Source organism: Bradyrhizobium sp. SEMIA, assembly GCF_014844175.1.
Lineage (GTDB): Bacteria > Pseudomonadota > Alphaproteobacteria > Rhizobiales > Xanthobacteraceae > Bradyrhizobium > Bradyrhizobium arachidis.
Map to the genome: position 1 here is coordinate 7923528 of NZ_CP046601.1, position 24625 is coordinate 7948152.

The 24625-nt window shown below is 59.5% G+C and carries 22 protein-coding genes; 11 read left to right on the forward strand and 11 right to left on the reverse strand.

The annotated features are described in order from the left end of the window. Positions 1–3: 3 nt before the first annotated feature. Genes FOM02_RS38070 through FOM02_RS38080 form a run of 3 tightly spaced genes read right to left on the reverse strand, consistent with a single transcriptional unit; the run spans position 4 to position 3570 of the window. On the reverse strand, positions 4–1167 hold the full coding sequence (locus FOM02_RS38070) for a WecB/TagA/CpsF family glycosyltransferase (RefSeq protein ID WP_063617205.1): 1164 nt from the start codon (positions 1165–1167) through the stop codon (positions 4–6). Continuing rightward, positions 1154–2338, reverse strand: coding sequence for a glycosyltransferase family 2 protein (locus tag FOM02_RS38075; RefSeq protein WP_265440964.1), 1185 nt, complete (start codon positions 2336–2338; stop codon positions 1154–1156). The genes FOM02_RS38070 and FOM02_RS38075 overlap by 14 nt, the downstream gene beginning before the upstream one ends. Continuing rightward, on the reverse strand, positions 2338–3570 hold the full coding sequence (locus tag FOM02_RS38080) for a glycosyltransferase (protein WP_027562166.1): 1233 nt from the start codon (positions 3568–3570) through the stop codon (positions 2338–2340). The genes FOM02_RS38075 and FOM02_RS38080 overlap by 1 nt, the downstream gene beginning before the upstream one ends. A 137-nt stretch (positions 3571–3707) precedes the next feature. Here FOM02_RS38080 and FOM02_RS38085 point away from each other — a divergent pair, with 137 nt between their 5' ends. Both FOM02_RS38085 and FOM02_RS38090 read left to right on the forward strand, forming a co-directional pair. Next, positions 3708–4598 carry a glycosyltransferase gene (locus FOM02_RS38085; protein WP_028146377.1) on the forward strand — a complete coding sequence of 297 codons (891 nt, stop codon included), beginning with the start codon at positions 3708–3710 and terminating at the stop codon, positions 4596–4598. 23 nt (positions 4599–4621) lie between these two features. Continuing rightward, entirely contained in the window at positions 4622–5698 is a 1077-nt protein-coding gene (locus FOM02_RS38090) for a hypothetical protein (RefSeq protein ID WP_141263161.1), read from the forward strand. A gap of 142 nt (positions 5699–5840) precedes the next feature. Here FOM02_RS38090 and FOM02_RS38095 read toward each other — a convergent pair whose 3' ends face one another. Further along, positions 5841–7022, reverse strand: coding sequence for a polysaccharide biosynthesis/export family protein (locus FOM02_RS38095; RefSeq protein WP_027562169.1), 1182 nt, complete (start codon positions 7020–7022; stop codon positions 5841–5843). A 192-nt stretch (positions 7023–7214) separates the two neighbouring features. Continuing rightward, the gene (locus tag FOM02_RS38100) at positions 7215–8663 is read right to left on the reverse strand and encodes an undecaprenyl-phosphate glucose phosphotransferase (RefSeq protein WP_084334668.1); all 1449 of its coding nucleotides are present in this window, start codon (positions 8661–8663) and stop codon (positions 7215–7217) included. 271 nt (positions 8664–8934) lie between these two features. Between FOM02_RS38100 and FOM02_RS38105 the strand changes: the two genes are divergently transcribed. The 3 genes from FOM02_RS38105 (at position 8935) to FOM02_RS38115 (ending at position 11379) form a co-directional block, all read left to right on the forward strand. Beyond that, a complete protein-coding gene (locus tag FOM02_RS38105; RefSeq protein ID WP_141263163.1) occupies positions 8935–9543 on the forward strand; it encodes a hypothetical protein in 609 nt (202 codons plus the stop codon). A 68-nt stretch (positions 9544–9611) separates the two neighbouring features. Beyond that, positions 9612–9914, forward strand: a complete 303-nt coding sequence (locus FOM02_RS38110; RefSeq protein WP_035730107.1) for a hypothetical protein — start codon at positions 9612–9614, stop codon at positions 9912–9914. Between the two features lie 163 nt (positions 9915–10077). After that, positions 10078–11379: a hypothetical protein gene (locus FOM02_RS38115; RefSeq protein WP_027562171.1), complete on the forward strand. Its 1302-nt coding sequence runs from the start codon at positions 10078–10080 to the stop codon at positions 11377–11379. 3 nt (positions 11380–11382) lie between these two features. Here the strand turns inward: FOM02_RS38115 and FOM02_RS38120 are convergent, their stop codons facing one another. Further along, positions 11383–11994, reverse strand: coding sequence for a transglutaminase-like cysteine peptidase (locus FOM02_RS38120; protein ID WP_027562172.1), 612 nt, complete (start codon positions 11992–11994; stop codon positions 11383–11385). Positions 11995–12614: 620 nt separating this feature from the next. Between FOM02_RS38120 and FOM02_RS38125 the strand changes: the two genes are divergently transcribed. From FOM02_RS38125 to FOM02_RS38140, 4 genes are all read left to right on the forward strand, one after another. Continuing rightward, complete coding sequence (locus FOM02_RS38125; protein ID WP_265440965.1) at positions 12615–16754, forward strand: beta strand repeat-containing protein; 4140 nt, start codon at positions 12615–12617, stop codon at positions 16752–16754. 352 nt (positions 16755–17106) lie between these two features. After that, a complete protein-coding gene (locus tag FOM02_RS38130; RefSeq protein WP_035731547.1) occupies positions 17107–17817 on the forward strand; it encodes a metallophosphoesterase family protein in 711 nt (236 codons plus the stop codon). Between the two features lie 27 nt (positions 17818–17844). After that, entirely contained in the window at positions 17845–18477 is a 633-nt protein-coding gene (locus FOM02_RS38135; protein WP_028146378.1) for a hypothetical protein, read from the forward strand. A gap of 200 nt (positions 18478–18677) precedes the next feature. Then, the gene (locus FOM02_RS38140; protein WP_141263167.1) at positions 18678–19004 is read left to right on the forward strand and encodes a hypothetical protein; all 327 of its coding nucleotides are present in this window, start codon (positions 18678–18680) and stop codon (positions 19002–19004) included. An 86-nt stretch (positions 19005–19090) separates the two neighbouring features. On the opposite strand, the gene FOM02_RS38145 is transcribed toward FOM02_RS38140, so the two are convergent. From FOM02_RS38145 to FOM02_RS38165, 5 genes are all read right to left on the reverse strand, one after another. Continuing rightward, a complete protein-coding gene (locus FOM02_RS38145; protein ID WP_027562176.1) occupies positions 19091–19510 on the reverse strand; it encodes a hypothetical protein in 420 nt (139 codons plus the stop codon). 51 nt (positions 19511–19561) lie between these two features. Further along, positions 19562–19846: a hypothetical protein gene (locus FOM02_RS38150; protein WP_027562177.1), complete on the reverse strand. Its 285-nt coding sequence runs from the start codon at positions 19844–19846 to the stop codon at positions 19562–19564. Then, positions 19839–19964, reverse strand: coding sequence for a hypothetical protein (locus FOM02_RS38155; RefSeq protein WP_265440967.1), 126 nt, complete (start codon positions 19962–19964; stop codon positions 19839–19841). The genes FOM02_RS38150 and FOM02_RS38155 overlap by 8 nt, the downstream gene beginning before the upstream one ends. Before the next feature lie 509 nt (positions 19965–20473). Continuing rightward, positions 20474–20629 carry a hypothetical protein gene (locus tag FOM02_RS38160; protein ID WP_167336526.1) on the reverse strand — a complete coding sequence of 52 codons (156 nt, stop codon included), beginning with the start codon at positions 20627–20629 and terminating at the stop codon, positions 20474–20476. 265 nt (positions 20630–20894) lie between these two features. After that, entirely contained in the window at positions 20895–21281 is a 387-nt protein-coding gene (locus tag FOM02_RS38165; RefSeq protein WP_051378069.1) for a hypothetical protein, read from the reverse strand. Positions 21282–21891: 610 nt separating this feature from the next. Between FOM02_RS38165 and FOM02_RS38170 the strand changes: the two genes are divergently transcribed. Both FOM02_RS38170 and FOM02_RS38175 read left to right on the forward strand, forming a co-directional pair. Then, a complete protein-coding gene (locus FOM02_RS38170) occupies positions 21892–22068 on the forward strand; it encodes a hypothetical protein (protein ID WP_167336527.1) in 177 nt (58 codons plus the stop codon). A 479-nt stretch (positions 22069–22547) separates the two neighbouring features. Continuing rightward, entirely contained in the window at positions 22548–24098 is a 1551-nt protein-coding gene (locus FOM02_RS38175; protein ID WP_265440968.1) for an EAL domain-containing protein, read from the forward strand. Positions 24099–24625: the final 527 nt, after the last annotated feature.

Here is a 24625-nt window from a genome sequence, read left to right on the forward strand (position 1 = left end):
AGGTCAATCGTCAGGCGGGCCCATCAAATAGTCAGCGCAGTGGAGATGGACGAGCAATCGGGCCCCAAGCCGCCGCGGCGAACGAATCCGGACCGGAAGCCTCTTTTCGAGACGCCCTCCCCTCGCGACGATCAACAGGCCGAGCAAAGCAGGATCGACATAGCTGACCTCTCTCAGACATACGACCAGTTCACCTCGAAAGTCCTGATATTGATCGAGCGCTTTGCGCAGACCTTCGAGATCGAGGTCGCTCTTGCTTCCTTTCAGCTCGATCACGGCGCGACCATCTCGGGCCGTGACGTTCACATCCAGCGCCGCTCCACCCGAGCTGGCAAGCTTGACCAAGGGACCGAGCAGCAAGAGCGGAAACGCCTTTGTTGCCAAAAGCTTCGCCAGATCGACGAAATCCCTGGCGTACCGGGACGCCAGATAAGGCTCCTCCCAAATCCGCCATAGCCATTCCAGGCCCGTCTTCTGCAGAAACTCCGGCGAGCGTCGTATCGTTCCCGCAACAAAGTTAATGACGGATCCGAGATGGGCGATGACGGGCACGTTGAGATGGGGCGAATTCAGGCTGATCCAGCTATGACCACGCTTGGCATTGAGCGCCAGAATGAGCAGATCGGCACCGGATCGATTGATATCCTCGAGAATGTCCGCTCGGCTCATGCTTTCAATCGAGCCATAGCCCGGCGAAAAACTGCCCGCGCTCTGCAAGGAGGGCGACAATTGCGGCAACCGCTCACAGGCACGTGCTGCGGCCCCTTCAGGTCCCCCGAAGAAGAACACTCTCATAGGTCCCGCCGCGCCCGACATCATTCTGTCAAAAACCGTCGATCCCGGAACTCTTTCCGGAACGGGAATTCCGAGCATCCGAGATAGGATCACCAGCGGCATTCCGTCGACGGTCGAGAGCTGACTCCTGCCGAGAATATCGCGAAACTCCGAGCTCTTCAGACACGACGTGAGGAAGTTCAGGTTTGGCGTCGACCAAACACAGCGATCCCTCCTCGCCACAGCCTGCTTCAACTCGGCAACCGTCTCCTGGAAGGAAAGCGCATCGACCGGAATGCCGAACAGGCAATAGACCCGACGGCCGAAGTCAACGCGCACCGGATTGAGGTCGCGTTCCGACACATCTGCAATTTTGAGACTATCTTGAGTCACGATCAGTTCTTACCCAGACGCGCTGACGATTCAAAATGAACTTCAGGTAAAGCGGTATCTTCGCCAAGACGTAGATTGGCACTTTCAGCAAATCCGCGAGTGAGCAGAAATCCCGCCCAAAGCGAGACCACAAGACCATGACGGCAAGCACGAAAACCGCTGTCGAGCCCAAGCTGATGGCGAATGGTGCAGCAGTATCGGTCCAGAAGAATACCAGGGCTCCCTGGAACAACGATGCCAAGGTCAGGACTATCAAAAGCGACAGCGGCGGCACGATCAGGTCCAGGACGAGACCAAGAAGGTTCAAATCGCGACGCTTGATCGCTTCGCCGAACAGCCGAGGCGCATGCGTTATAATCGAATGAAGATATCCGTGTTCCCAGCGCGTGCGCTGCGATTTTTCCGCCCGTACATCTTCCGGAAATTGGCTCGTCACAACGGCTTCCGGACAGAACAAGGGCGCGCGTCCCCGCAGCGCCAGCTTGAGTCCCAATGATAGATCTTCGACCAGTTCGTCGGTCGCCAGGCTGACCGATCCAAGCAGATGCGTCGGGAACGACATGCCGGACCCTGTCAGCTGTGTCGGCAAGCCGAGCTGCAACCAGCCCAGTGGCCTCACATAATTCTTCGTAAACCAGGCAAGGTTCCGAATTGGGGAGAGATCTCCGCTCCGGGTGGGCGCCATCAGATAGGCCGCCTGCACTGGCCGTCCTGTCGACGCAGCAAGAGCTGCGATGCGCGCAAGCGCTCCCTCCGCGACCTGACAATCCGCGTCAACAATGATCACCACCTCGGGAGCTCCGGTTCGGGTCAGAAACTGCAGACCGTGATCCAGAGCAAATCCCTTGCCACGATGCATCGGATCGTTGCGAGAAGTGACCTCAGCACCCGCCGCGGCCGCGACATCGGCGGTTCGATCCGAGCAGTTATCTGCGACAACCACCAGGCGGTCCGAGCCTGTCAGCTCTCGACGGATCGACTGCAAGGTCGGCGCAATTCCTTGTTCTTCGTCGTGCGCGGGAACGATAACGGCGAAACCCGGGCGGCGGACATCTTGCGGAGGCACGTGCCCAGTCCGAGCGGCAACGAAGATCTGGACGGCAAAAACGAGGATCGGAACGGCGACGGCGACCGCTATCGCAAAGCTCGCGCAGACGATGAGGACGGACATCATGCCTCCAAAGCGTGGGCGAACAGCGCGCTCAGCTTCCCAGCTTCCGTCTGCACGTTGTGCTGCTCGGCAACAGCGCGCGCGCCTCGCTCTCCCATGGCCTGAAGAACCGATACGGGCGCATTCAGGCAACGGTGCATGGCATCGGCCAGTTCATCCTCACTGCCGGCAGGAAACAGCCAGCCATTTTCTTCGTGGACGACAAGTTCGGGATTACCAGCAATGTACGTCGTCAAGACGGGTCGACCGAGCGCCATGGCCTCCATCAGGACAACCGCAAGCCCTTCCGCAAAGCTCGGCAGAACGAACGCGCGGGCATCAAGTATCTCGCGACGCACAGCCTCGCCGTCCGCCCAGCCCGTGATACGAACCTTGCCCTGCAACTGGTGATCCCTGATCAACTGCTCGATGATCGGACGATTCTCCCCGTCCCCAACGAGCACGAGCTCGAAGTTGGCCCCTCTGCCTGCCAATCGTGCAGCTGCTGACACCAGCAGCGCCTGCCCCTTCTGCTCGCAGAGCCGTCCCACGCACACCAATTTGTTCGCGGCGTTGGCCAGCACAGAGCTGATCAAGAAGCGCTCATCGACGCCGCAGTGAACCACTTTGATCTTATTCCACCCACTCGGGTGAATGAGACGCATCAGCTGGCCACGTCCGAACGAGCTGATTGCAACAACGAATTTCGCCCGCTCCACCTTCGTCTGCAGGTTGATCCCGATGATCCGATCGAACTCCTCGGGACCATGCACGGTAAAGCTGTAAGAGATTCCCGTGAGGCAATTGACGAGCAATGCGACGTCAGTGGGATTGGTGCCGAAATGGGTATGAAGATGCGAGAGTTGGAGTCTTGCGAGTTCCCGCGCCAACCAGCACGCCTCTGCCAAATATATGGCATGGAGAAAGAAGGGACGATCGCTTCGCCGCATCAAGGCCACGGCCATCGTGAAAGATCGCCAAAATCCGCCGGGCGCAGCAAACATCGTCGCCACAACTGCCCATGCAATGGACAACACGCCCTTGTTCAAAACGTAGGCAGTTCGCTCCAGTTCCGTCCGATCGTCAACGTCCGGCAGTTCCGCATCCCAGCCACGCAAGGCAAATCGATGAACCTCCCAGCCCAACCGCTCAAGCGCGAGAATTTCACGCCGGATGAAACTGTGACTCACTTTGGGATATTGGCTTGTCAGATAGGCCACGCGCTTTCGGAGCGGCGACTTCAGTTCAGGCACGCTTCAAATCCCTTCGTCGACCGAGGCTTCTCGCAGTGCGATAAAATACCAAATCATTGCGGGATCAAGGCAGATTCCTTAGAAATTGGTTATCGCCGCGGGTTGCGCGCGCGAGCAACTCGTTGCGGTGCCTGAAGATGGTTAAAGTCAGCATATATATCCCGACTCACAATCGCAGATTGCTTCTCGAGCGCGCGCTGAGATCTGTCATACAACAGACACACAGCGATCTTGACATCATCGTGGTCAATGATGCCTCGACAGACGACACGCGCGCCTATCTCGACGGTCTTCGGGCCAGCGAACCTCGCCTCACGGTCATCCACGTGGATAAAGCAAGAGGAGCGCCCGCCGCGCGAAACCGCGCCATAAAGATCGCGGCCGGACAATTTATCACCGGCTTGGACGATGACGACGAATTCACGCCGACCAGGATTGAGAATCTCCTGAACTACTGGAGCAATCTCGGCGACGATGCGAATCGCATTTCAGGATTGTTCACGCAAAGCGTGATGACCGACGGCAAATCGTCGTCTCCCACCACCGATCGCAAGGACGAGGTCAGTTACGAAGATCTTTTCCACCACAACTTCATCGGCAACCAGATTTTCTGCCCTACCGGGCACCTCGCGGAAATTGGCGGGTTTGACGAAAACATGCCCGCCTTGCAGGACCTCGAGCTTTTCATGCGCCTGGTGAGAAGATACGGACCCGCACGTCTCGTTCCTGATTGCAGCTACGTCTGTTACGTCGATGAAGGTCGCGACCGCATCTCCAAGAATTCCAAAAAGCGCTACGATGCCTTCGAAAGAATAATGCAGAAGAACGACAAGGCCCCCGCCCACCTTAAACCGTATCTCTTCATGCAGCTCTTCTCTCCCTTCTACGGCACCGTACCGAGCTTCGGCGATTGGAGCCGCATGATTCAGTGGGGCGCTACGCCCGCGCTTCTCGCGAAGATGTTACGCGCAACAATCCGGAACGCCTTGGTGACGGCACGCGGTTATGCGCGAAAGAGCGTTGCATAACGCCAACAATGTCGAGGCATGGGATGCGACGCGAAGTATCTGGATTTGGTTTGAGTGCGGTCCTGCTTGTTTGCGGCTTTTCGGCAGCGTTCCTCGACAGTGAGGTACGAGCCGGATCAGGTCGAGATCCAAGACTCCAGCCTTTCTCGAATGCGAGTTTCTGGAATACGCCGCTCGGAAAGGGAGCCTCCTTCCAGGATCCCCAAGAGACCGAAACTGCGATGATCAGGAATGAGAGTGTCGGCGGTCACGCCGCCTCCTACGCCTGGATCGGCGTAGACCTTCTCAAGATAGATAGACAGAAGGCCGACGATCCGGTGATGCGATGGGAATACAAGGGACGCTCGTCCACCGGTCCCTGGTTGTCTTCATCGCCCGTGAATGGAGGATCATTCGAGCTCAAAACGCCTCATAATATCCAATTCCTGGGAGGGACCGACAGGTATGCCGCGATCATTACCGAGGACGGGCACTACGCGTACGAAGTCTGGAAGGGTTCGTATGATCCCACGGCCAACGTCTATCGCGCTCACTATGTTGTGCTGACGGATTTGTATGGCCTTGGAAAGGCCAGCCGCGATGGCGCCTCCGAAGGCATTCGGGCCTTCGGCGGATCGCTCCTGGGCGGCCTCATTCGTTGCCATGAACTCGAGCAAGGCGTCATCCCGCACGCAATGGCTATGGTCATCAGCCCGACCCAGTTGCGGCGAGGCGCGACCATGGCCGAGCAGAAGGTGTGGCCGGCCACGGCAACCGATCTTGGTGGCCGCAACACCTATTCCGGCAACGTCCCCATGGGAGCTCTTTTCGCGATTCCCCAGTCGGTCGATCTCACCAAGCTCGATCTATCGCCCGAGGGGATGGCCCTCGCGCGAGCCTACGCGACCTTTGGCGGCTATGTCGTCGATGCCGCAGCTCGAACCAACATAATCGCCGTCACGGAAACCGGTTGCAACAAAGCACAGACCGACAATCTGCAGCGCGACAAGCGCAAGATCCTGGCCCAGCTCAGAATGGTCACGAACAACGGCCCGGATAGCATTGGTGGTCCCGGCGAGAGGGTCGCGCCGAGACCTTCCGAACTGCAACCGCTTCATTAGCGCCGCCTCGAGCGGCCGCCGGAAGGCAAGAATCAGATTGGCTCAACAGAAAGCGCCGCCGACAAATGTCGGCGGCGCTTTTATTTTCGGGAGATATTCGATCCCGGCTTATCGAAGTTCAGACTGGAGCGGTCCGAAGGGATCAGAGTCCCTTCGAGTTGATCCTGAGCACCTGCACGTTGTTGGCCGACACGATCGTGTCGTTCGCGGTCGCCACGATCAGGCGTACGAACTGCAGGAACTTCGCGGTGTCGTAGGTTGCTGCATTTGCAGCGAACAGCACGTCCTTGTCACGCATGTCGAACTTGGTCGCCAGGAAGAAGCCGGCAGGATCCCGGAAATCGACATTGTAGACGACCGGGATCAGCGGACCGACATACTTCGAGCAGTCTACACCCAATCGCTCGGCGAGTTCCCGGGGTTCACGGCGGTAGACGAAGACACCCGCTGGCTCGGCCTGCGCATCGAGTAATCCGCCAGCCTTGGCCATGGCTTGCGCCATGGTGATCTTCCACATGTCAAACGGGAATTGCCCCTGCTGTCCCGCCGCGCCGAACGCCAGGAAGATCTGGGGTTCGCGGTAGACGTAAATGGTATCGCCTGGGTGGACCCACACGTTGTTGTCGGGCTGGTACACGAGCGCACCGAACGGCACCGTTGCCCGCTTGCCATTGCGCTCGAGCGTGACCCAGGTCTCCCATCCCTGACCCTTCGGGCCGCCGGCGCGGCTGATCACGTCCAGCACGCGCTCGCCAGCAGCGTTCGCTTGCAGGCGGGCCGGCGTGTTGACCTCGCCCAGCACGCTGATGAGCGACGTGTTTTGCGTGATCAATGCGACCACGACCTGCGGCTCGATGGCTCGATTGCCGATCGCCTTGACGATGTCCTGCTGAATCTCGCTGGGCGTACGACCTGCCGCCTTGACGGCGCCGGCATAGGGCACGGTGATGTTGCCCGCCGTGTCGACGTTCTGATTTGGAATCTGGACGAAGTTGCCCGGCCTGACGCCCGCCTCAGCAGGGATGAAGAGACCGCCGGCGGCCGCTTCGAAGATCGTCACAGAAACGACGTCACCGATGCCGAACTTGATGCTGCGCGGAGGCGATTTGTCGGGGAAGGTGCCGGCCAGTGCGCCCGGACCATATTCTTTGAGAATGTCGACGACGGTCGGCGTGAGCTTGACGAGCCCGTACTCCGGCCCCGCCTTCGTCATCTCGCTCTTGATGACATGGTCCTCGGGACCAGAGCTGGGCATGATCGCGCAACCTGCCGAACACAGCAGGACGACCGAAAGCAATGCCGATAAAGTAATGCTGGATTTCACGCCCAACCCCAATGGTAACCCCGTCGAGGATTGGGCTGAATCCTCAACGGAGTCAACGTAATCCCTATCGAATTGCTAGAATTGGCTTGAGGTTGTTGCGCTGCAGCTACATCGTCAACGCCGCGCGGGTGACCGTCACCACGCTCAGACAAAAGTTGCCCAAGCGCAGCCCGTTTTTTGCCTGTTATGTGGTCAGTATGCGTTTCCCTGGCGGGTGATCTCGAGGCAAGTGAGCATCAAGATCTTCAGGTCGAGTGCAAGACTCCAGTTGTTGATGTACCAGAGATCGCAATCCACCCGGCCTTTCATTTGCTCGACCCTTGCAGTCTCGCCGCGATATCCGCGAACTTGCGCCCAGCCGGTTATTCCAGGCTTCACGTGATGCCTGAATGCGTACTCCGCCAGCAGGTCACCGTAATGGTTGTCGTGCGCCAACGCATGCGGCCGAGGTCCGACCAGCGACATTTCGCCAGTGAGAACGTTCAAGAGCTGGGGGACCTCGTCGATGCTCGAACGCCGCAGAACACGCCCGACACGGGTCACGCGAGGATCGAAGCGCTTGGCCTGAACCACCGCGGCCCCGTCTTCCATCACGGTCATGGTGCGAAACTTGAAGATCGAAAACTGCTTGGCGTTGAAACCGTTGCGGCGCTGGCGGAAGAAAATGGGGCCGGCAGAATCGAGCTTGATGGCGATGGCGCTCAAAATCATGAGCGGCGCCAGAATGATCAGACCAAGCGATGCGCCGACAATGTCGACCACTCGTTTCGAAAACTGTTCTGCACGCGACAGCGGCCCGCGCTGGATTTCGATCGATAAGGATCGACGCAAGCGATAGGACGGATTCTCAGCCAGCGCACGAATTCGCCTGTCAGGCACCAACTGCACCGGGAGAGGCGAAACCCTCAGGCGGTCCCGCACCAATTCGAGCTTGCGCGTATCGGTCCACGGCAGCGCCAACACGATTTCGTCGACCGCCGACTCGCGGCCAATTGCCAACGCGCGATCGAGCAACGACGATTCTTCGTCGGTCATCGCAAATCCGCCGTTGCGATCCGATGAAAAGACGACGCGCGCTATCTCGGTCAGACCGAAGCGTTCCAGCAATTCTTCGACCCCAAGGGCGGCAAGCTCTTCCCGGGTCCCGATGACGATGGCACGCCTGCCCTGCACTTGGCCGTCAGCGACAGCAGCTGCCACGAATCGTTTCGAAAAGCGGCGGCAGGCCAAAAGCAGCGCCAGCGCCAGCAAGCCGAAGCAGATGATCGAGCCGCGTGAGAACACGGCCCCGGTCTTCATGAGAAACGCCAGCAGGGTCAGCAACAAGCTGACCATGGACCATTGCGCGAAAATGCGCCCGGCGTCCCGCCTTCGCTTCGAGAATGCGATGCGCAGATCGTAGAAGCCGCCGGACTGACCAATCAGCACGTAGAGCAACGCAGCTGTAAGACCAGCGCCGAGCAATTGGTCTGCGTTCCTGAACTCGCCGATTGTGACAAGCTGGTAAAGGCCGCCGCCGACGACGGCAGCGGACGCGATCAGGAACGCGTCGGCCAGCGCGAACAAATACTGCAGAGCGGAGTAAGGGATCTTTACGCGCCCTCCTCCGGAATTCGTCCCTGGCAAAGTTTGATATTGCATTGCGGAGGTCTCCAAGGCCGCGCGCTCCGCTGGCCCACGCCCGCTTACGTCCCGCTCAATCGGACTGTGGGGGATCAAGATCGCCTCCTGCAAGAAGGTCGTAACGTGAGATTAACCACAGGTTAGAAACAACATTTTTTGCTGCAATGCAATAAGATTGCGCAGCCTAATGCATCAAGTTTGTATGATACGACTACTGCCAAATTAATCATCAGCTCGTCAAGACCAAGGGCCCGCGCAATGGGCAATTGTCTGGTTCGAAGCCTTCAAGTTGGAAGCCTTCAAGATGTTCCGCGCATTGTTTCTCGTGGTCGCAATCGCGCTGCCGTGCTCTGCATCTGCTGACTCAACGCGACTGCCTCAAAGTTGCGTGCCCGGTGCAGATCCAGAGCAGCGTCAGCGTTGCGACGATGCTGTATCGCGCCAATTGAACTCATCGAGCCAATCGACGCCTCTCGATGGAGGTTGGCGGTTGGTCAAGACGCGCAATCCAAATGGTGGCGCGGATATCGTCGCAATCATGCGTACGGCCGACACGACAAGATCGGATCTGAATCTGGCCGGATTGAGCCTGCGTTGCGCCGAATTCGGGACGGAAGTGATGCTGACTCTTTTGGAACAACAGCCTCGCGCAAGCCATCCAAAGGTCACCCTGGCAGCCGGATCTGATCGAGTTCAACTCGAGGCCTCGGTCAACCAAAGCGCAGAATCGATCGTACTACCGCCGAGCGCCTCCGCGCTCGCTGCTGGCCCTTGGCAAACATTCCCGGAGCTCACCGTCGAGATCGCAACGACGCCGACGCCCACTCGCGGGACCATTCCTCTTGCAGGGCTCGCCAATGCCATGCGAGCGCTGCGATCAAGCTGCGCGCTTCGCTAGATCGCTGCCCCGCCCGCTTCACGGATTCTTAGGGAACCAGGTGAAAAGGTGTTCGCCGGGAGACAAAAATGGTTCCGGTCGCCATCTTTTTATTTCTGGTTGGTGCAGTGCTCGCATGGCGCTTTCGCGTCTGGATACTCGTGCCAGTTAGCCTGCTCGCGGCCATGGCGGCCACACTGCTCGCGCTGTCGCATGGCGAGGCTTTCGCATCGACGATGTCGCAGGCCTTTTTGGCCGGAGCGCTCACACAGGTCGGCTATGGCTTCGGCCTAGTCGGCCGTCACGTCCTCGCCGCGCTCAGAATGCCGTCCGCGTCCAGATCGCGCACTGCGGCCATCGCTCTGTTGTACAGACAGCGGCCAAGCCGCTGAGCCAACGCATTCATTCGGGTAGTGCACTGCCTCTGCTGGCCTAGAGTCGCAACGGAAATCCACGCGGTTCGGGATCTGATCCGCGTATTTGGCACACCTTGCTCGATGTGCGATAAGCACCGGCCCATAGCGTCTGCCCGACTCTCGCACGAAGAATTTCCGCTTGCAGATTTCCATTCGCCTTTTGATCATTGTGCTGGCTGCATGCCCCGCGCTGGCAACCATTCATATCCCTCTGGTGGAGCAGCTCGTTTCTGTTGCGGCTGCAATCATCCTCATATGCGCAGCCACGAGAGAACAGGCCGATGTATCCGGTGCAGCTCGGTTCATAAGTCCGCTGGCGCTCTCGCTCGCTTTTCCCGCCTTATGGATGATCTTCCAGATAACGCCCCTTCCCTTTCCTGCGCTCATCAATCCAATTTGGAAGATGACTACCGTAGCCCTTGGCGAGCCTGTCGCCGGAAGAATCAGCATTTCACCGGACGACACAGTACGCAGCCTTATGGTCTACCTGGCCATGCTCTCGCTTTTGATTTCTACCGTGATTGTCACGCGAGACCGGCACAGGGCTGAAACGCTGTTCTATGCATTGAGCACGGTGACGACCTTCATGTCGGCGATGGTGCTGATCTCGCGCTTTGGAGGCGTCCCCGGCCTGATCCCGTCGACGGACGGCGCAGCTTCCGCCTTCGCTGCAGCCGCTGCACTGTCTGTCCTCATGAATGCCGCAACGATCATTATGATGATCGGAAGGAATTGGGGCAGCGGCGTAGCGCAAGGCGTGTCAAGGCCATTGCTGGTCCAGTTCGCGCTCGTTCTGGTCGGGCTCGGCGTCTCACTCGCCGCGTTGGCAAATCTTGCTTCCGTTGGTCTGACGGCCGCAGTGGCCCTCGGATTTCTCTCACTCATCCTTGTGGCCGCCAGCCGCCATCTTGAGGTCGGATGGTGGCCCGCGCTCATTCTATTCGCGATCGTCGCGGCGATCGTGGCCGCAATAGCGATAACGCGCCTTCAGGGGATAGCGTCGTGGACGATTGTTGACTTGGCGCCGGCGGCGAACACAGCGCAACGTTCAATGGCGGAGCGCATGATGGCGGACGCGCCGCAACTCGGCAATGGCGTGGGAACGTTCCAGTCGCTCGAGCCCGTCTATCGCGATTTCGAGGCAACGCCGGTTCTCGAACTGCCGTCCGCGGCGATCACAATGGCAATCGAGTGGGGCAAACCCGTATTGGCATTCGTCGTCCTGATGGTTGCCTATGTCTTTATCGTCATGTTCCGTGGCGCCGTTCGGCGCGGACGCGACTCTCGTTATGCTTCCACGGCCGCTGCCGGCGTGATTGTCCTGCTTTGCGAGGCGTTCCTCGACAACGGCCTCCTGAATGCCGCCGTTCAGATCCTCGCCACCATCACGATCGGGATCGGAATAGCGCAGAGCATGGGCCGTACAAGCGCCGGCAACTAAGGCTCATACCCGGCGCGAAGCGATCGTGGCCCACAACCTGTTGTGATCTGGTGTCTGAATTCGAACCCAGCGATAGGGTGCGCGCGCCCAGGGCTTGATACTCGGACTCAAATTGTCGAGCACGAGATCGCCGTTCTTCGTACGCACGACGAGAACGAGGTGATGCTCACCGGAATTGGTGACCACCTCGCTCAAGAGCAGCGCGCGGGCCGGCCAACCCTGAGCCAGGAGTTGATGGCGCTTCGTGACCGCATAGTCGTTGCAATCACCACGATCCGGACCGATCAGCCAAGTCTCGCCGGCCAGGCCAAACTCGTTGCGCTCGGGGATGATGTCCCTGTTGACCGCACGGTTGACTTCGTTGAGCTGGTCCCATCGCTCGGCCGTCAGCTTCACCGGACCGCCGCGGAACATTGGACGCTTGCGGCATTCATCGACATATCGAGCGCAGAATTGCGTGTACGCGAACGGGGCCAACGCATTGGATTCGAATTTGATGTGCTGGATGGCCGACTGCAATCCCATCGGCATCCCCAACAGACCAGCTTGAACCGGCTGAAACCCGAGGGCGATCGCGGCGGCTCCCATGACCACCCAGGCTGAAAACTTACGCATGCTTGACTCCCCACAACACTCTTGAGGAGCACGCTAGATGGAACGATTTGAGATTCTGCGCCGTTCGACCGATCAAATAGAATCAAACGGTCTCGTTGTTCGATACGAGTCATTTACCAATCGCCGCTGCGAGCTCGAGACGAACCGAAATCGAGGAAATCTCGCGGTCGTCGCCCATCGAAGGTTGGGTGCCAATTCGGCGGGCTTTGGAATGCGGTAACCCTGACGAATTCTGTTGCCGCCCTTCCGAGACGGACCATGATCCGTCACCAAGGCACCTCTGCAACCCGGAGCGCGCGATGGGGAACCTCGTCTTCCCGGGAGAGGCGGCCATTGGCAAGTGTGCGTTAACGGTTCCCGATGCGAGCAAGACTGTAGAACGCGGTTCATTTCGATGCGCAGCAGTTCGTCGCTCGAATGGGCGGCATTCACACTAGCGCGACGTTGCGGCGCGCAGCGACGGTGCAAGTCAAGACCACGACTGCCGTGGAAAATACGGGGCTGATCGTTTCCGATTAATGTCTGGTTGTTTCTACCGATCAGAACCCATCGATAGACTTCGCTCGATAGAGACGTCTCGGCCCTACACATCCATCAGTCTCGACACATGGTGGGTTCCAATGGCCTCGACTACTCCTACGGTTACATCGACAACGACCAAGCTCGCGGACGGGTCGACGCAGACCCAGACTTACACGAACGGCGTTCTTTCCAGCAGCGTGATCAAATATCCGGCCGGCTCGACCGACGTGTCCGACACGAAGCTCTATACGACGGTCAATGGACAGGCGGTCCTCACCAGTGACACCGTAGTGCATGCCGACAAAAGCAAGGATGTTTATCTCTCCAACATCACCGGCAAGAGCTACGTCGCCGAGCACGACGTCTACAACGCCGCGGGTATCGTCACCAACATCGTCCGCACCCATGCCGACGGAACCCGCGACTTCACCTACACTCTGGACTCCGACGGCACCAATACGTCGCTGCAATACAATGCGAACGGCAGCCTGCTGACGTCCAACAGCGTTGTGAGAGCGGACGGCTCCTCGGACACGCTCGTGTACACCAACGGTGTGGTCACCGGCGAAACGGTCATCCATGCCGACAAGACCAAGGATGTCTACTACTCCCACATCGCCGGCAAGACCTTCGTCGCTCAGCACGATGTTTTCAACGCGGCAGGCGTTCTCACCAGCTCGGTGCGCACCCATGCCGACGGCACGCTCGATTACACCTTCAGCCTGGGCGCCGACGGCACCAAGACAGCTCTCCAATACAACGCCACCGGCAGCGCCATAACCTCCCGCACGGTCACCCAGGTGGACGGCTCCTCGGATACGCTCGCGTACACCAACGGCGTCCTCACCAGTGAGACCGTCGTGCATACCGACAAGAGCAAGGACGTCTATCTGTCCAACATCACCGGCAAGACCTACGTCGCCGAGCACGATGTCTACAATTCCGCCGGCGTGCTCACTAGCGCGACGCGCACCCACGCCGACGGCACTCTCGACTACACGTATGTTTTGAGCGCAGACGGCACCAAGACCACGCTGCAATACAATGCCAACGGCAGCCTGGCGTCCCGCGCGATAGTATATGTGGACAATTCGTCCGACACTTCCGTCTATTCCAATGGCGTACTCACCAGCGAGACGGTCGTCCACGCCGACAAGAGCAAGGACATCTATCTCTCCAACATCACGGGCAAGACCTATGTCGCCGAGCACGACGTCTACAACGCCGCCGGCGTGCTCACCAGCGTGATGCGTACCCATGCCGACGGCACCCGCGACTTCACCTACGCTCTGGGTGCGGACGGCACCAAGACATCCCTTCAATACAACGCCAACGGCAGCCTGCTGACGTCCAGCAGTGTTGTGAAGGCGGACGGCTCCTCGGACACCCTCGCCTACACCAACGGTGTCGTCACCGGCGAGACGGTCATCCATGCCGACAAGAGCAAGGACGTCTACTACTCGCAGATCGCCGGCAGGACCTACGTCGCTCAACATGACGTGTTCAACGCGGCCGGCATTCTCACCAGCTCGGTGCGCACCCACGCAGACGGCACGCTCGACTACACCTTCAACCTGGGCGCTGACGGCACCAAGACAGCACTGCAGTACGATGCCACCGGCAGCGCGCTGACGTCCCGCACGATCACGAAGACCGATGGCTCGTCGGACACTTTCGCCTACACAAAAGGCGTCCTGACCAGCGAGACGGCGTTGCATGCCGACAAGACCAAGGACGTCTATCTCTCCAACATCACCGGCAAGACTTACGTCGCCGAGCACGACGTCTACAACGCCGCCGGCGTGCTCACCAGCGCGGTGCGTACCCATGCCGACGGCACCCGCGACTTCACTTACACTCTGGGCGCGGACGGCACCAAGACGTCCCTGCAATACAACGCCAGTGGCAGCCTGCTGACGTCCAGCATCGTCGTGAAGGCGGACGGCTCTTCGGATACCCTCGCCTACACCAATGGTATCGTCACCGGCGAGACGGTCGTCCATGCCGACAAGAGCAAGGACGTCTACTATTCGCAGATCGCCGGGAGGACCTACGTCGCTCAACACGACATCTTCGATGCGGCCGGCGTTCTCACCAGTTCGGTGCGCACCCACGCCGACGGCACGCTCGACTACACCTACACTCTGGGCGCAGACGGCACCAAGACGGCCCTTCAGTACAACGCCACCGGCAGCACCATAACGTCCCGCTCGATCGTGAAGGCGGACGGCTCCTCGGATACGCTCGCCTACACCAACGGCGTCCTCACCAGCGAGACCGTGGCGCATGTCGACAAGACCAAGGACGTCTATCTGTCCAACATCACCGGCAAGACCTACGTCGCCGAGCACGACATCTACAACGCTGCCGGCGTCCTCACCAACATCGTCCGCACCCATGCCGACGGCACCCGCGACTTCACCTACACACTGGGCGCAGACGGCACCAAGACATCCCTTCAATACAACGCCGATGGCAGCCTGCTGACGTCCAGCAGCGTCGTGAAAGCAGACGGCTCCTCGGATACGCTCGCCTACACCAACGGCGTTCTCACCAGTGAGATCGTCGTGCACGCCGACAAGAGCAAGGACGTCTATCTGTCCAACATCACCGGCAAGACCTATGTCGCCGAGCACGATGTCTACAATACCGCCGGCGTGCTCATTAGCATGGCGCGCACCCACGCCGACGGCACTCTCGACTACACGTACGTTTTGGGCACGGACGGCACCAAGACGACCGACTATTTCGACACGACGGGCGTCCTCAAATCAGAGGTAACCATCGACACGAACGGCACCACGGACACGCGGACCTATGCGAATGTCTCGGGCCATGCCGTCCTGAGCAGCGACGTCTTGAAGTATCCAACAGGCTCGACCGACATCTCCAACACCAAGCTCTATACGGTGGTGAACGGCCAGGCCACACTTACCACGGAGACCGTGCTTCACGCGGACAACAGCAAGGACGTCTTCCTGACGAACGCCGCGGGGACGCCCTACGTCTCCGAGCATGATGTGTATGACGCCACCGGCTTTCTCAAGTCAAAGGACCAGGTCGCTCTCGACGGCACCCATACCCGAACCGTCTACTCGAGCGGTGCCGACGAGAGTTTCACCAGCAGCGGCTCCGAGACGCTGGTCTTCAAGTTCGACTTCGGTCACGACACGATCGCCTCCTTTGACTTCGGCAGCGATCACGTCGAGATCGACTCGACCGCTTTTACCAGCGTGTCCGACATGCTGCAGAACCACACGACGGACACCGCCGCAGGCGCCGTCATCGACGACGGGCACGGCAACACGCTGACATTCTCCGGGCTCAGCAAGGCCGACCTGATATCCCATCAGCAGGATTTCGAGCTTTCCGGGCACCACTTCTTCTCCGCGGACAGCCTCTGGAATACGCCCATCAGCGAACTGAACGTCCACTACTCCGATCCGAACGCGATCCAGAACCAGCAATTCAAAAGCACCAGTCTCGCCAACACCTGGGTCCAATCGGAGGACATCTTCTTCACCACGCCGGCCGGTGCGCCGAACATGAAGTGGACATTTGACGTTCTGAACCAAGCAACAGTGGGTGGAGGCTTCTCGTCGCACGGAACGCTGCAGATCACGACACCGACCGATTTGACGCCGACGCATGCCAGCGACGGCTGGGTCGTCTTTGCCGATCCTGACGGCATCCACTATTGGGAAGCGTGGAAAGCCAGCTACGATTCGGCAAGCCAGACCTGGCATGCGAGCTACCTCGTTGAGGGTGACCTGAACGGCACCGGATGGGGAACCGCAGTGGGCGTCGGCGCGGGAGTCCGGGCATCGGGTGCGTCTCTTCTCGGAGGCCTCATCACGACCGACGAGTTGAATAGTCTTTCAATCAACCACGCCATGGCCATCGAGCTCGACCCGACCCAGCTCAAGGCAGGGACCAACCAACTCGACCAGTTTGTCTTCCCTGCCGTGGCGGCCGATGGCGGCAGCGTCAACACCTACAAGGGTACAATCCCGGTCGGAGCCCACTTCGCCCTGCCAACCGACTTGGACATCGAGCACGCTGGTCTGACGCCCGAGGGCCTGGCGGTTGCGAGAGCCTATCAGCAGTATGGAGGCTACGTCGTGGACGCCGCCGGGCACACCGCCTCCATCGCCATGGTCGAGGAAGCGACCACTCAGCAGCTGGCCGATTTACGCCACGACGCCGCTTGGATCCGCGATCATCTGGTGATGGTGTAGGGCCGCTAAACGCGAATGAAGACCGGTTGAACCTCAAGCTCATGGCCGGCGGTGCATGCTTGTCGCCGCCGGCCAGACACGCGGATCACGCCGTCGAACACACCGGAAAACCGCCCCGGCAAAGGCCCGCAAGATGGCGCCAAATGGCCCCATCGGCTCGAGAATGAGACGTTCGGCGCACTTCCCGCCCTTTCCGATACCCTCTATTGCAGCGGCCCAAACCATTTGGGCACAATTGCTTACTGAATCTGTTTAGGATGGGAGATAGGGTCGCGTTATCCGAATCGTACTACCTGCAGGCATTACAGGTCCCCAAGTCGCTATGATCAAATGGCCCCGTTCGAAGGCGCAAATGCCGAAGCCGAGGTTGCCGAACGGCATCCGCATCTATGCGATCAGCGACGTCCACGGATGCGCCAACCTTCTGCAGCAGATGTTTACCGTCATCGACAAGGATCTCACGACGATCGGCTCGATGCGGCCGATCCATGTCTTTCTCGGCGACTACATCGATCGTGGCCCGGATTCGTACCGCACCATCGAATTATTGATCGAACGAGGCCGCAAGCATGAGTCGGTGTTTCTCAAGGGCAATCACGAGGAGTTCCTGCTGGATGTCCTGAAAGACCCCGCCCAGTTCGATCAATGGAAGCAGTTCGGCGGCCTGCAGACCTTGACATCCTACGGCCTCAAGCCCTCTCTCAACCCCAGCGCGGCCGAACAAGCCGAACTCGTCCAGGAGCTGTCGGCAAGAATTCCGCTTCATCAGCATCGATTCTTTCAAGGCCTGCGCCCTCGCTTTGTCTGCGGGGATTTCTTCTTCGTTCACGCTGGCGTCAGACCGGGTGTCCCGCTGGCACGTCAGCAGGAGCACGACCTCCTCTGGATCCGAGAGGAATTTCTACGGAGCGAGGCTTATTTCGGCAAATACATCGTCCATGGACACACACCGGTTCAGGAGCCCGATATCCGTCCCAACAGGGTCAACATCGACACCGGCGCCTATGCAACAGGCAATTTGACGTTATTGACTATTCAAGGGCATAGTCTCCTGGCGCTTTGAGCACAATGCTCAGCCATGAGTTCGTCGATGCTCTTCCGGATCAGCCTGATTGCCTTGTCACTGCTCGTCGGATGTTACGGCTTCGTTTCCGGCGCCGCGGAGTTGGCTGCCAGTGCACGGCCCGTTTTTCCTGACGATCCCAAGCTGTCGACACAGCTGCACGAAGCTCCAGGTTGGTTCGGCGGCATTCCCTTCAGATCGGACCTCGAAAGCAATCACACGCTAATCGAAGCGCTGGATGCCATTCGTGATGGAAAGGTCTCTCCGAGGAGCGATCATGCCCGATCGCGCGTCATATCGGCGCTATCGGTAACGCCCTATGACGCCGAGTTATGGCTGGCGTTAGCCCTCCTCGAAGCCCAACGTGACCCCAGTGGTCCGACGGTGGTCGGGGCGCTCAGGATGGCCTACATCACCGGGGCGAACGATGCTCGTTTGATGCCGATGCGGCTTTATACCGCGACCTCCGCCGATGCCCTTTTCGATCTTGAGCTCGCGGAGCTCGCGCGGGGCGACGTGCGGCTGATGCTGACGCGCCGCCCGGACTTGAGGGCGACACTCGTTAAGGCCTACCAGCAAGCCTCCAAGCAGGGCAAAGCCTTCCTGGAGCAAGCCGTACAGGCGGTCGACCCCTCCTTCGTCGGCGCGCTACGCGGCTAGAGCATGATCCGGAAAATTGCGCAGCGGTTTTCCGAAAAGATCATGCTCAAACAACAACCTAAAGCGCGATGACGATTCATCCTGATCTCATCGCGCTTTGGAGGTTTGTCTGTTTATTGCGCGATACCCGGCTGCCCAGGGACCAACTTGCCCGTTCGGACGAGAACGTCTAAGATTGTCCCAATTGGGGAAATACAGCCATGCGATCTCTTCTCGGATTTCTCGCCCTTGCGACGAGCCTGACCGCCGTCGCCTCACCGTCTTTCGCGGCCGATTACGCCGTTCCGCCGATCGCCGTTCGTCACGCTACGGCTGTCCCCTATATCGATCGCGGTCCCAATCCCTATTGCGGTCCGCGCTGCGGCTGCCCAACCGTGGTCCGTGTGCGGCATCGTTCGCTCGGAATGGCATACTCCTACGCTTTTGATCCGCGCACCCGGGACGAGCCTCACTACTACTACGGACGGGTTCGCACATATGCCCGGTATGTGAATCCGGCATTTCCCGAGCGCGTTCTTCAGTACTGAGGCAAAGATTCGCTGCCTGAGCGCAGACGCCGGTTGATGCGCTGTCAGGGCGACGATTGCCGCCGCTTCGATGGCTGCAGTGCCTTCTAATTTGTGCTGGCGGGTGACCTGAACTCCGGAAAGCGGCTCAGCATCGCCGCCTTCAGGAATTTGTAGTGCGCGATCGATGAGCCCAGCTCCTTGAGCCTGCGCTGACCGTTCAGGATCTCCTTGTCGAAGAGATCCTGATGATGCTTGTCCAGGTCTTCGCGCTCCAGATATTCGTCATCGCCATTGCCGAACGTCACGGCAGCCCGTGCGAGCACGTCTTCCACGCGACGGCTCAGGCCTGACTGCTCACGCTCGGCAGCGTGCAGGGCATCTTCGATCGCTGTCATGATGGCCTCGATCCGGGAGCGATCCGTTTCCATGTCGCGCTCGGGCGAACGCGCACGAAACTCCTGCTCTCCCCGGCTATGGCCTCTCAAGAAGTTGTGGGTACGGGCTCGCAAGAACAGCTGGAACATGCGTTCATTTTCCGGTTGGAGGCGCCAGACCAGAAAATGGGTCCGGGATGGTTAACAAAGGCTAAAGCCTGCGGTCCGTTCACCACGGTTCTGCACCAACCACGCCTTCCAGGCACCGTCGTGCTTGGCATACAGCTCCTGCCAGCGCAGCTCCCCCGTAACCGGCCACAGGACCTTCCCGTCGCGGAGAACTTGCCCCTTGGATAGGTCGGCAACCGGTTGGCTGTCCAGCCGTTCGAATTCGAACGTCTCCTCAGGCGTCAGCCCAATCAAAACGCGTCGCCCGCCCGCATCGACAAAGTATCGCCGCGGCGCATTGTTCCTCAGATCAGTCATGACGCGCCGCCTCTTCCCAGATCCACGGACCGCTTAGCGCGCCAAGCCGGCGGCCATAGGCCCACACGAAAACCGGTCCCGCCACAACCGGGAAGGCCAAAGCGACGAGCCAGATCATCAACTCAAATCCCACTCAAAAGCGCACGGATGCAAAATCATCTGCCTGAAATCCGTGCGCAACCTATTCATCACCAAACCGATAGACAACGGCGGCCGCGATTTAACCTAAGTGGACATGGTTACCTTGGTCATCGCGAACGCCGCCCCGGACAGATGTGTCATCACATTAGCTGCCTTCGAGTCGTGTAGTCTCAAAACGCGCGCCGCGCGGCCGTCCGGGATGCCGGCGGACCATAGGGGGCGTAAAGCTGGCGCATATGCTTGCGCTTGCGCGAACGCGAGGCACGCGCGAGATAGCCAACTCCGAAGCCCGCGAAGAAGATCAAGCCTACGATCAAGACCGATGTCATTGGGAAATCTTTCCATTTGCGGAACGTCTCCTTCTCCCAGACGCAGCATTCTCATCCTGCAGATTTGTCGATATCGTGATGAGTGCTGCTGTTTTCGTTCTCACACGCGAGAAATATTGGGCAGCCATCTGCTTGAGGATCGATCATCCGCATGCAGTCAGCCCACGAACCACAGGATCAATCTCAGCAGTGATAGCGTGATGAAATAGACCCAGCCGGCCATCGCGATCAGCACAACACTGAAGAATGCGCCTTCGAATGCTCGTTCTTTGATCTTGGTGAGCGGGAATGCCGCCCAGGCCTTTTGAAGCATCTGCGTGTTCGCATTGATTGTCTGCACGATCATAAGCGAACGAATTCGACGATCTCGTGACGCGTCCTCATGAGATGAGGCGCAGGACTCCATCAAGGGAGAATTCACCGGGGATGACGTTGCATGCGCGCATCATGACTTGATCGATTGTGAACCAGAGTTGACACGATCGTCACGATTTCGCGCGCGATGATTCGCTTCGTCTCGATCAGCATGATTTTGCAAGGCGTGAGTGCGCGCGAGAAATAAATGTCGCCCAAGCAAGCTAGCGCGGAGCTATCGGCGCGAAATCCGCAGCCTGCCCGTCGCTGCCAGACCGCCCGCGAAACACAAAGAAGCCCTTGTCCGTCGAAACGATATCCCCCGGCTGCAGCGTGTCATCGCTCAGCACCCGTTCAGTGGCGATTTTCTCCGGCGGATCCGGCACGAACGTGCGCAACGGAGCATTTAGCTTCCACTCCCGTCGCGCCTGCTCAGCCCGCGAGCGAGCCTCCCCAATCCGGCGCTTCCAATCCTCACGGGAGATATGACTATCGGGGGATGCGACGAGATCACTAGCCTCGCCTTCGACCGTCGAACCAGCCGTCGAGACCTCGTCGCCGGCCCAGGCCTGACCACACCAGGCATGGATCGTCACGACCAAGGCAACCATGGCGCCGAAATCTGGTCTCCTAGGGAGCATTGCGATCGTCCGACCATTCGAAACACCACAGTAGTTCATCGGGGCTACTGTGTCAGCAGCGACCGACAGAGAACCAATTGCACAACCTCCGTCATCCAACATCTGCTCGCAGGAATTCGACCCGAGCTAGAGAACATGGAGCGTATCGCCTGCGGCAGTCCGCCTTGTGTCGTCGATCAGGCCGACGCCGCCCGGCAGGTCGAGCAGAGCAAAGACGGCTAGGCCCGCAGCATCAACTCACGCTTCGAACGCGAGCCTTGCCGCCTCTTGAAGCGAGATCGCGCAAACTCATTCTGCGAGAGCCATCACTGGAGGCCGGGCGATCCTAAGCTACAGCCACTTGTCCACGAGCTGCCGTCACCGACCAAAACTCCCGTGATTATACGTGAATCGCGCACCGGATTCGCCGCGGTAAGGTTGAGAGGTTAGCTTAATTCCCGGTCTTTGTTGCGCGTTTCGTCGGATCGCCTATCCATCTCCGCACCGGGCTCCCCCAAGCCCGGCCCCACCCAAGCAAAGCCGCTGAGCGAACCGCTTGGCGGCTTTGTCGTCGTATCGACGTGAGAGGATAGTTTCGGTTATGGCGCGCAAGCCCTGGTCATTCAAGGAAGACCGCCGCCTCATGGAATTGGCCAAGTCTTCGACTTCGCTGGAAGATGCAGCGAAACAGCTCGGGCGATCACCCGACGCAATCAAGCGGATGGCCTTGCGCCTCGGCCTGTCGCTTAAGTCCAAGGCAGCAACCAAGAAAGGCTAGCAGCCCGCGGAAGGCCGCCTGAAACGCTTGCGGAACCACGCCCCGCTCTCAGCGTTGTCTCGACAAGATCTGCTGAGAAAGCGGAGATTCCGTTGTGGCACATTATTTCATTATTGCGGTATCGATCTGGCTAGCCCTCAACGTTGCATTCGTCGTGCTGCGCCTTTGCGTTACGTGGCCCGTCGACCGCCACTCTTACCCAAGCAACTACCGATTGAGCGAGGTCCGGCTGCCGCGGCGTCCCCCTCGGCAGTTCCGCCAGCTATAACGGCTCCATCTGCGGGGCTGGAGTGATCCGGAGCACAACAGCGGGTCGCAGGGCAGGCCGAGTGCGACCTGAAACGGGGCTTGGCGGTTGTCAGTCGGCCCGCCTTAAACCTTATCTTAGCGCATCCCGGTTAAGTTCGGATAATCCTCTTTTAACCCTGTCCCGGGGCCGGATGCGATCAACACGGCCGAGATTTTCGACGGCGGCGCTCGTGCTTTCGGGCGCGGTGACGTTTGGACTAGGCGGCCACTTCGCCGCTACACAGTTCATTCACGATCAGCAGGCGCGCCATCTCGAAGAGCTGACCGAGGTCGTCACGCGCCGCTCAGAGTTCGCGGTCGACTTTGCCGCAGCAAGCCTCGACCAGTTGGCAAGCCGGGGGCTCGCCACCTGCGATCCGGCGGCGCTGCAGGCGATCCGTCTCCACGTCTATCGGCGCTCGGCGGTCAAGGACGTGCGTCTGGTCAACGCCGACGGCTCGGTGATCTGCTCGGCCTATTCGGAGACGCTGGAATTCGACAAGGGCTGGGTCGATCGCGGCGACATGCTGGCCTCGCGGGATGCGGGGCTGATGCTGTTCCGCGTCGAGCAATTCGGCGGCGACGCCCTCGGCGTGCTCAGGGACATCGGCAACAACAAGGCGCTGGTCGCCATCCTCGGCATCAACTCCAGCCTGTTCGATATCATGCCGGCGGAATTGCGCGCGCATGGTCAGGTCCTGCTGGCGCTCACGAATGGCGCGCAGCTTGGCGAATTCATGCTTGATGCCGACAAGGCGCTGCCGCATCCGGTCGATTTCGAGAAGCGCTCGGCACGTTACCCGCTGCGCACGACGATCCGCATCGACAGGACCGTGCTGTCGACATGGAACAGCCAGGCCTATTGGCCGGCCATCGCTCTCTCGCTCGCGCTGGGCGCGCTCTTCGGCCTCCTGCTGTCGCGGACGCGGCGCGTCGAGGGCCCCGTCGCCGATCTCGACCGCGCGTTGGCGCTCGGCGAATTCAGCCCCTATTTTCAGCCAATCTTCGATCTCAAGACCAGGCAGATCAAAGGATGCGAGATCCTGGTGCGTTGGCTGCGCGCGGACGGCTCCGTCGTGCCACCGATGAATTTCATTCCGCTGGCGGAGTCCAGCGGACGGATTCAAGGCATGACTTGGCAGCTTCTCGGCCGTGCCCTGGCCGACCTGCAGCCGCACCTGAAGGCCGACAAGGAATTCAAACTTTCACTCAATGTCGTGCCCAAGCACCTCTTGAGCGCGGGTTTCATCGAGACACTGCGTAGCACCGTTGGTGCGGCCAAGGTGTCCACACGTCAGATCGTGATCGAGGTGACCGAACGCGACGAACTCGATGATCTCGTACGTGCCGCAGCCGTGGTGAGCGAGTTACGCGACCATGGCTTCCGCGTTGCCATTGACGACGTCGGCGTCGGCCATAGCGGACTATCGCGTTTGAAAGCGCTGGGTGCCAACACCATCAAGATCGACAAGTTCTTCGTCGATACCATCGCGGTGGATGCCTCGACCACGACCATCGTGGAGATGCTGGTCGCGCTCGCGCGCGATCTAAGCATGAGCGTCATCGCGGAGGGGATCGAGACCGAAGAGCAGGTCCGCGCCCTGATCTCCTGCGGCGTCGAAGAGGGCCAAGGCTATCTCGTCGCCGCGCCATTGCCCGTCAAGGAATTCGTCGAGCTTCTTGAGAGACGTAAATCGGCCGGCCTCGACGGCACGACACAAAAAGCCGCGCTTGTTGCCTAAAGCGCGATGAGATTTGGATGAATCGTCATCGCGCTTTAGGTTGTTGTTTGCGCATGATCTTTCCGGAAAACCGCTTCGCACTTTTCCGGATCATGCTTTAGGAAAGTCGGTCGGCGAGGCGGTTCGAAAGCAGCCGCCTGGAAGCAAACGCCTTCACATCTGACGAAGCCGAGCTGGCACGGCAAATGCTTCAAGGGGTGCCATGTTGGCACTGCTGTTCCTATTGGCTATTTTTGCGGCTGGATTTGCCGCCGGTTACGGCATTCGCGAGCTGCGTTCGCGACGACGCCGACGCAGGTTCAGGCGAATTGCCTTTTGAACGGGCGCGACGCAATTGGTTCATGATGTTGACACACGTTCACCCCGACCTTGACGAGGCATTGCGGACGGCCGACAAAGTTCCGGTCATCGCGGGCAAATTCATGTGATCGCGGGTCATCGGAAGTCCGCAAAACTGCCTTATGAATGTTGACCAGCACCGGTATCGGACTGGCAAGCGCTCCGATGGTGGTACCCTCGCATGTTCG